We start from the raw sequence: 8,250 nt of genomic DNA on the forward strand, positions 1-8,250 counted from the left end.
TCTTCTGCCGACCCTTGCCGCGCTTCACCCATCCTACGGGCCATCCTACGGGTGCACGTTCGTAGGATGGGTGGAGTGCGAGATGCCAACCATCTGGGAACTGCCGTCCAGCGCACGTAACCCATCTCGCTCAGCCACGCCCGCGCCCCAGGTTCAACACGATCAGCGCCGCGCCCGCCAGCACAAAACCAAACCCCCACCAGTCGGCTGCGCCAGGTCTGTCGCCGACCAGGGCCATTGCGCCAAGCACGCCAACCACGGGCACCATCAGCGTTGTCAGCGCGGCGACCGTGGCGCTGACGCGTTCGCTCAGGACGAACCACAGCCAATACGCCACCGCCGTGCCCAGGATGATGTGGAACGACAGCGCCGCGACGATGCGGCCGTTCCAGCCTTGGGTGGGAAATGATTCGCCCGCGATCAACACGCCGGTCAGGGCGCAGGCGGCGCCTACGGCGAGTTGCCATGCCGTGATGACGATGCGATGGCCGTTCACGGGCCAGCGCTTCAGGTAGACGGTGCCGGCCGCCCATCCGAACGCCGCCACCAGCGGGAAGATCAAGCCCTTTGTTGCCGCCAGATCGTGTTCCGCGAACACCGCGTGCAGCACGGGCCAGGCCAGGATGGCCACGCCTATCGCGCCCAGCATCAACGCCAGCCCGCGCCGCCGGTCCAGGCGTTCGCCCAGGACCAGCCACGCCAGCACCGCCGACATCATGGGCATGGTGAAGGTCAGCACCGCCGCGCGGGACGTACTGGTGCTGAGCTGCGCCCAGGCCACCGCCAGGTTGAAGACGGCCACGGCCAGCACTCCGCCCACGACGATGCCGGGCCACGCGTCGCGAGGCGGCAGCAGCGCCAGCCGCTTGGCGCGCGCCAGCAGCAGCAACAGAATGGCGCCGCTGCCCAGCCCCAGCACGCGCAGCGTAAACGGCGGGAAGATCGCCAAGATGATCTTCACCGCCGGCCAGTTCAAGCCCCAGAACAGGGCCAACGCCACCGGGATCAGGCGCACGCGGCTTTTTCCATGGCGGTCAGTTCGGACAGCCCCTGGCGCTGCTTGCCTTGCTCATCGAAGTTCGCGGGGTCCAGCCAGCGCTCGTAAGCGGCGCGCAGAGCCGGCCATTCGCTATCGATGATCGAAAACCACGCGGTGTCGCGGCTGCGGCCCTTGTAGATCGTGGCTTGGCGGAAGATGCCCTCAAACTGGAACCCCAGCCGCGCGGCGGCCTGGCGCGACGGGGCGTTCAGGCTGTCGCACTTCCATTCGTAGCGGCGGTAACCCAGCTCGTCGAACGCGCGGCGCATCAGCAGGAACTGCGCTTCGGTGGCGATGCGGGTGCGCTTGAGCTGGCGCGAGAACGATACGAAGCCGACCTCGATGACGCCATTGGCCGGGTCGATGCGCATCAAGGCCAGCGTGCCGATGGCCCGGCCGGTTTTCAGGTCGATGATGGCGTGGTGCAGCGGGTCGTTGCCCGCCTGGGCGGCTTCGGCAAAGGCGCGGTACGCGGCTTCATCAGCGAACGGGCCAACGCCCATGTAGGTCCAGTCGCTATCGTCCGGCGCCTGGCTGAAGGCCTGGTACAGGTCCGCCGCGTGACGCTCGGCCGACAGCGGTTCCAGCCGGCAGTAGCGGCCGGTGGTGGATGTTAGCGGCGGACGCGGGCGCGGCGTCCAGCCGGGTACGTCGGGGCCGATGGGTTGTTGGAATGCATTGACGCGGGATGGCATGCGGCGGGGCCTCATCTAGGGGTAAGCGCGCGCCGCCGGCCGTGGCGGACGCAACACGCAGAACCTCACGATATCGGAATCGTGGCATCATAAAAAGCACCACGATCCTGGAATTTAATGGGGCCATGAATATGCCAGCCCGGGCACCGACGCAGGCAGCAACCCCGGCACCATCGCAGATGCCAACCCACGCACCATCGCAGGTGCCAACCCCTGCGCCATTGCTCGTGCCAACCCCAGCGCCATCGCAAGCGTCAACCCCGGCGCCAATCCAAATGCCAACCCAAATGCCAAGCCCGAACATTCCCGCCGACAGCGCCCTGCTGTCCAGCCCGCTTGCGCGTGGCCCCGGCGCCCTGCCCCGGCAGCGCCAGCTTATCCAACGCTTGAAGCAAGCCATTCTGGCCGGTCAGTTGCCTGCTGGCGGCAAGCTGCCATCGTCGCGCTCGCTGTCTGAAGACCTGGCGATTTCGCGCAACACGGTGCTGATTGCCTACGAGCAGTTGACGGCCGAAGGCTATGTCATCGCCGACCGCCAGGGCACGCGCGTTGCTCCCCTGTCGGCGCCCTTGTCGTCGCCTCTGTCATCGCCTCTGTCATCGCCCTCGCTCACGGCCCCCCAGCCATCAGCAAACCGCACCACCCAGCGCGCCTTGCCGCCCGCCACCGCCACGCGCCTGTCGCGCATCGTGACCACGCGCGCGCCCAGCGACAGTTCGCTGCCGCTGACGCCTGGCACGCCGGCGCTGACCCAATTTCCCTTGAACGCCTGGCGCCGCGCGCAAGACCGCGCCCTGCACGCAGCACCCGCCGCCACGCTGGGCTACGGGCACCCGATAGGCGAACCCGCGCTGCGCGAAGCCATCGCCCAATACCTGCGCGTGTCGCGGGGCGTGCACTGCGACGCCTCGCGCATCATCATCACGGAAGGCGCCCAAGGCGCCTTGGCCTTGTGCGTGCAATTGCTGACCAACCCTGGCGACACGGCCTGGCTGGAAGATCCGGGCTATCGCGGCGCCAAGTCGACCTTTCATGGTGGCGACCTGAACGTGGTGGCCATGCGCGTGGACGCCGACGGCATTGTCATCCCCGAAGACGCCTGGCGCACCCAACCACCGCGCCTGATCCAGACCACGCCCACGCATCAATACCCCACGGGCGCCGTGCTCTCGGTCGCGCGTCGGCTGGATTTGCTGGAACGCGCCCGGCGCGCGGGCGCATGGATCATCGAAGACGATTACGACAGTGAATTCCGCCATCAGGGCGAACCCATCGCGGCCATGCAGGGGCTGGTGCCCGATGCGCCCGTACTGTACGTGGGCACCTTCAGCAAGACGCTGTTTCCCGCCTTGCGGCTGGGCTTTCTGGTGCTGCCCGAGGCGCTTGCCCAAACGGCGCTGCCCTCGGTCGTTGAGATGCTGCGCGGCGGCCATCGGCTGGAACAACTGACCCTGGCCGCCTTCATCGACAACGGCCAGTTTTCGCGCCACCTGGGTCGCATGCGGCGCCTGTACCGCGACCGGCAAGCCGCTTTGCGCGACGCACTGGCCACCCATTTGCGCGTGGATCACGAGGTGCTGGGCGGGCATAGCGGGCTGCATCTGACGGTGCGCCTGCCGCCCGACATTCCGGATCAGGCCATCGTGGCGCAGGCGCGGCTAGTGGGCATGAACCCCAGCGCGCTGTCGTCGTTCGCGATGGTGCCGCGTCCGGAAGACAACGGCCTGGTGATCGGCTATGGCAACACCAGCGCCGACCACTTCCCCACCATGATCAAACGCCTGGGTGACTTCGCGCGCCAGGCAAGGCGCTAGAGGATTGGCGCTGGAGAATCAGCGTCGGAGAATCAGCGCTAGAGAATCAGCGCCGCAGCATCGGGCGCTTAACGCACGCCGCTAATTCACCAGGCCGCCCAGCACCAGTACCGCCAGCACCAGCCAGAACAGAAAGCCCAGGATAGAGCGGCGCAGCAAGGCCTTGATGGCGGCCCACAGGAACATCAGCCCCAGCACCAGCAAGACAAAGTTGAAGATGGATGGGCTCATGCCCATGGCCTTGGACAGCCCGCCGTAGAAGTCGCCCAAGGCGCCGCCCAAGCCGCCCAGCAGCCACTTGATGCCCGCCACCACGGCGCGCAGCGCTTCGCCGAGCATGACGCCCAGCGATCCGAAAAATCCGTCGTCCTGTGGCATCAGCGGCGCGTGTCCATCAGCATGCGCACGGCCAGGCCGGCCAGCACGGTTCCCATCAGCCAGCGCTGAATCACCATCCACAAGGGCCGCCCCGCCAGAAAGACGGCGATGGAGCCCGCGGTGATGGCGATGACGGCGTTGACCGACAGGCTGATCACCACTTGCGTCATGCCCAAGGCCAGCGACTGCGTGAACACGCTGCCGTGATCAGGCTGAATGAACTGCGGCAGCAGCGACACATACATCACCGCGATCTTGGGATTGAGCAGGTTCGTCACCAGGCCCATGGTGAACAGCGTGCGCGCGCTGCTCTTGGGCAGCTCGCGTACCTGGAACGGCGAACGACCGCCCGGCCGGATGGCCTGCCACGCCATGTACAGCAGATACAGAGCGCCGCCGATGCGCAGCGCGTCATAGGCCATGGGCACGGTCAGCAGCAAGGCCGTGATGCCGAATGCCGCGCAACACACATAGAAGATGAACCCGACCGCCACGCCGCCCAGCGAAATCAGGCCGGCGCGCGCGCCTTGGGAGATTGAGCGCGACACCAGGTAGATCATGTTGGGGCCGGGCGTCAGCACCATGCCCAAAGACACCAGGGCGAAGGCAAGAAGATGAGTCAGGTCGGGCATGTTGAGCCGGCGCGAGCCGGGTGTCGTCGAAAAGTGATTCGCACACGTTATCGCAAAACTGTATCGGAACAGGGATTTTTTTGATGTTCCCAAACCCGCTTTCATCTCGTATCGCCCATGCCACACCGGCGTGGACAGGGCCTGCCGAGCAACATCCACGCCTTTACGACCGCGCCTGCGTAGCGATACAGTGAACCGATCGTACGACTGCATGGAGCACCTGAACATGCCGAATCGTCATCAGTCCCAGGGCGCAAGCCCCATCATCCGAGTCGGCATTGGAGGCTGGACCTACGCGCCCTGGCGCGGCACATTCTTTCCCGAAGGCCTGCCCCACGCGCGCGAACTGGAATACGCCAGCCAGCGGCTGACCGCCATTGAAATCAACGGCACCTACTACAGCACGCAAAAGCCGGCCACCTTCGCCAAGTGGCGCGACGAGACGCCGGATGGTTTTATCTTTTCGCTGAAGGCCTCGCGCTACGCGACCAACCGGCGCGAACTGGCGGGCGCGAAAGACTCTATCTTGCGTTTCGTGAACAGCGGCATCGCCGAGCTGGGCCCCAAGCTGGGGCCGGTGGTGTGGCAGTTTGCCCCCACCAAGACCTTCAACGCCGAGGATTTCGGCGCGTTCCTGGCGCTGCTGCCCGACAAGGTCGATGGCCTGCCGCTGCGCCACGTGCTGGACGTGCGCCACCCCAGCTTTGCTTGCGAGGAATACCTGAATTTGGCCCGCCGCCACCACGCCGCCACGGTCTACACGGACAGCGAAGATTTTCCGTCCATCGCCGACCGCACGGCCGACTTCGTCTATGCGCGCCTGATGCGCGCCAGCACCGCGTTCAGGGCGGGCTATGCGCCCAAGGTGCTGGACGCCTGGGCTGAACGCCTGCGCACCTGGGCACGCGGGGCCGATCCGCCCGACCTGCCCCGCATCGGCCAGCCGCCGCCTGGGGCGGCCCGCCCGCAGGACGTCTATGCCTTTTTCATCAACGGGGCGAAAGAGCGCGCACCGGCGGCGGCGCGCGCCATGATCGAACGGCTGTGAGCCTTATTGCGCGACCGGCGTGCGCAGCGTCACGAACTCTTCGGCGGCCGTGGGGTGGATGCCGATGGTGTCGTCAAACACCTGCTTGGTGGCGCCCGCCTTCAGCGCCACGGCGATGCCCTGGATAATTTCGCCGGCATCGGGACCCACCATGTGCACGCCCAGAACGCGGTCCGTCTTGGCGTCCACGATCAGTTTCATCAGCGTCTTTTCCTGCGATTCCGTCAGCGTCAGCTTCATCGGGCGGAACCGGCTTTCGAAGAGCTTGATCTCGTAGCCGGCCTCGCGTGCTTCTTCGGTGGTCATGCCCACCGTGCCGATGTTCGGCAGGCTGAACACGGCGGTGGGAATCAGCTTGTAGTCGACCTTGCGGTATTCCTCGGGACGGAACAGGCGGCGCGCCACGGCCATGCCTTCGGCCAGCGCCACCGGCGTCAACGGCACGCGACCGATCACGTCGCCGATGGCCAGGATGGAAGGCTCGGCCGTGCGGTATTCGTCATCCACATCAATAAAGCCGTCTTCGCGCAGCTTGACGCCGGTGTTCTCCAGGCCCAGGTTGTCCAGCATCGGCCGGCGTCCGGTGGCGTAGAACACGCAGTCCGTCTCGATGACTGAGCCGTCCTTCAGCGTGGCCGCCAGCGAGCCGTTGGGCTGCTTGTCGATACGGGCAAGGTCCGTGAAAAAGCGCAGGTCGACGCCCTTTTTGGTCAGCTCGTCACGCAGATGCTCGCGCACGCCCTGGTCGAAGCCGCGCAGGAACAAGGGGCCGCGATAAGCCTGGACGGTCTGCGCGCCCATGCCATTGAAAATAGAGGCGAATTCCACGGCGATGTAGCCGCCGCCCACCACCAGCACGCGACGCGGCAGCGCCGGCAGGAAGAAGGCCTCGTTGGACGTAATGGCGTGTTCCTTGCCGGGAATGTCCGGCACGCGCGGCCAGCCGCCGGTCGCCACCAGGATGTTGGCGGCGGTGTGGCGTTGGCCGTTGATCTCGACGGTATGCGGGTCGACGATGCGGGCGTGGCCTTCCAGCAGCGTCACGCCGCTATTGACCAGCAAGTTGCGGTAAATGCCGTTAAGGCGCTCGATTTCGCGGTTCTTGTTGGCGATGAGGGTGGGCCAGTCGAAGGACGGTTTGCCCGTGGTCCAGCCAAAGCCGTGGGCCTGCTCGAAGTCTTCGCTGTAGTGGGCGCCGTAGACCAGCAGCTTCTTGGGCACACAGCCCACGTTGACGCAGGTGCCGCCCAGGTAGCGGCTTTCCGCCACGGCCACGCGCGCGCCGAAGCCCGCCGCGAAACGGGCCGCGCGCACGCCGCCCGAGCCCGCGCCGATCACAAACAGATCAAAATCGAATGCCATATTGTTTCCTTCGCTATAGCCCGAGCGCCCGCGTTCACGGTCCGGGAAAACCGTATTTAACACTACCGGGGCCGGCCCCGCTGCGCGCGGGCGGGGGGGGGGGGGGGGGGGGGGCCGATACGGCCCGGCGTCGATGCCGTATCGGGCGATGGCCAGGGCGGCCTGGGCCGGGTCCCGCCGGGCCGGGCGGTCCACGCCGAAGAACGAACGCAGCGCCTGGCGCGTATCCGAACGGCCAAACCCGTCGGTGCCCTGGTCGGCACCTGCGTTTCACATCGTGAGTTGCAATTGCACAATTGGCCAGCTTCAACAGCCCCGTATGCACGCCCAGCCAGTAATCCGATGGCGCGTTGCGCCGCGCAATCCAGGCCCCGTTCGCCACGTGTTCCGCCCGCGACGTCGCCAGCACCAAATCCTGGTGCCGGGCGTCCAGCGCGCCGCAGGCCCGGAACAGGAGACAGTATTTTCCGGCCGCCCCTAAGCCACGCAAGCGACGGGAATCAAGCTTCCCGCAATCAGCACACCTCGAACAAGACAGGGGCGCCGAGCCCGCCTTATCTGCTGCTGGCCGGCCGTCGCCACCCAGAACGGTCAGGTGCGCCTGATCCGCAAAGCCCACGGCCTGGGCGGCCTGCGCCAAGGGCAGGCCGGCGCGCAACAGCACCCGCGCCCGCGCCACCCGCCAGTTGCGTAGCCAGGCCTGCGGCGGCAGGGCAAGCCGGGTCGGCGGTCATGCGTTCGCGCAGCAAGGCGCAGACGTCCGCCGCGTCCTTCCCATCGGCACTGCGGGCATCGTCAGCACGGTCCGCGCCATTGGCGCCGTCTGCACCATTGGCGCCGTCTATATGCGCGTGATGGGGCCCGGGTCGGCCTGGCAAGATCAGGCCGCCAGGATACACCGCTCAGGCGGGCGCGCCGCCAGTGCCGAACGCTTCGGCATGGATGCGCGCAATTTGGTTCACATGGTCTTTCATCGTCACGCCCGTCGTCCCCGCTGGTACCGCATTCCGGGCGGGTGGCAGCGGAGTTGAAGCGGGATGAACCAACTGGAACTTGAGCTCAAAACGCTCGTCACGAATCACTGGGGCTGGAAGACATGAACGCGGTCTGAAGGCACGCCATATGAAGGCGCTGGGCATGAACGTGTTCCGCTCCTTGCACCGGGCCACTCGCCTCCAGGCCGCGCGCGCCGCCGCGCATGGCGTGGCCCTGCTGCTGTTGCTGGCCGCCCTGCCCGCCCACGCCCAGGCCTTTGGCCTGGACGGGGGGCGGCCCGGGGGGG

General features: G+C 66.7%; 8 protein-coding genes. 2 read left to right on the forward strand and 6 right to left on the reverse strand.

Annotated elements, in window-relative coordinates; all coding sequences use genetic code 11:
• Window positions 1-130: 130 nt before the first annotated feature.
• Both ACE04A_RS10805 and ACE04A_RS10810 read right to left on the reverse strand, forming a co-directional pair.
• Complete coding sequence (locus ACE04A_RS10805; protein ID WP_259249037.1) at window positions 131-1,015, reverse strand: DMT family transporter; 885 nt, start codon at window positions 1,013-1,015, stop codon at window positions 131-133.
• Window positions 1,006-1,734: a GNAT family N-acetyltransferase gene (locus tag ACE04A_RS10810; RefSeq protein WP_448719112.1), complete on the reverse strand. Its 729-nt coding sequence runs from the start codon at window positions 1,732-1,734 to the stop codon at window positions 1,006-1,008. The genes ACE04A_RS10805 and ACE04A_RS10810 overlap by 10 nt, the downstream gene beginning before the upstream one ends.
• A 287-nt stretch (window positions 1,735-2,021) precedes the next feature.
• Here ACE04A_RS10810 and pdxR point away from each other — a divergent pair, with 287 nt between their 5' ends.
• A complete protein-coding gene (gene pdxR, locus ACE04A_RS10815) occupies window positions 2,022-3,548 on the forward strand; it encodes a MocR-like pyridoxine biosynthesis transcription factor PdxR (protein WP_448719114.1) in 1,527 nt (508 codons plus the stop codon).
• A gap of 81 nt (window positions 3,549-3,629) precedes the next feature.
• Here pdxR and ACE04A_RS10820 read toward each other — a convergent pair whose 3' ends face one another.
• Window positions 3,630-3,926 carry a hypothetical protein gene (locus ACE04A_RS10820; protein ID WP_100855228.1) on the reverse strand — a complete coding sequence of 99 codons (297 nt, stop codon included), beginning with the start codon at window positions 3,924-3,926 and terminating at the stop codon, window positions 3,630-3,632.
• Complete coding sequence (locus ACE04A_RS10825) at window positions 3,926-4,558, reverse strand: LysE family translocator (RefSeq protein WP_100855227.1); 633 nt, start codon at window positions 4,556-4,558, stop codon at window positions 3,926-3,928. Before ACE04A_RS10825 ends, ACE04A_RS10820 begins: the two co-directional genes overlap by 1 nt.
• A 226-nt stretch (window positions 4,559-4,784) precedes the next feature.
• On the opposite strand from ACE04A_RS10825, the gene ACE04A_RS10830 reads away from it, so the two are divergent.
• Complete coding sequence (locus ACE04A_RS10830; protein ID WP_485820112.1) at window positions 4,785-5,606, forward strand: DUF72 domain-containing protein; 822 nt, start codon at window positions 4,785-4,787, stop codon at window positions 5,604-5,606.
• A gap of 3 nt (window positions 5,607-5,609) precedes the next feature.
• On the opposite strand, the gene gorA is transcribed toward ACE04A_RS10830, so the two are convergent.
• Together gorA and ACE04A_RS10840 are read right to left on the reverse strand one after the other, a co-directional pair.
• Window positions 5,610-6,968: a glutathione-disulfide reductase gene (gene gorA, locus ACE04A_RS10835; protein ID WP_448719118.1), complete on the reverse strand. Its 1,359-nt coding sequence runs from the start codon at window positions 6,966-6,968 to the stop codon at window positions 5,610-5,612.
• 34 nt (window positions 6,969-7,002) lie between these two features.
• Window positions 7,003-7,647, reverse strand: coding sequence for a hypothetical protein (locus ACE04A_RS10840; protein WP_485820113.1), 645 nt, complete (start codon window positions 7,645-7,647; stop codon window positions 7,003-7,005).
• Window positions 7,648-8,250 lie beyond the last annotated feature (603 nt).

The organism is Achromobacter colocynthidis (assembly GCF_057334535.1).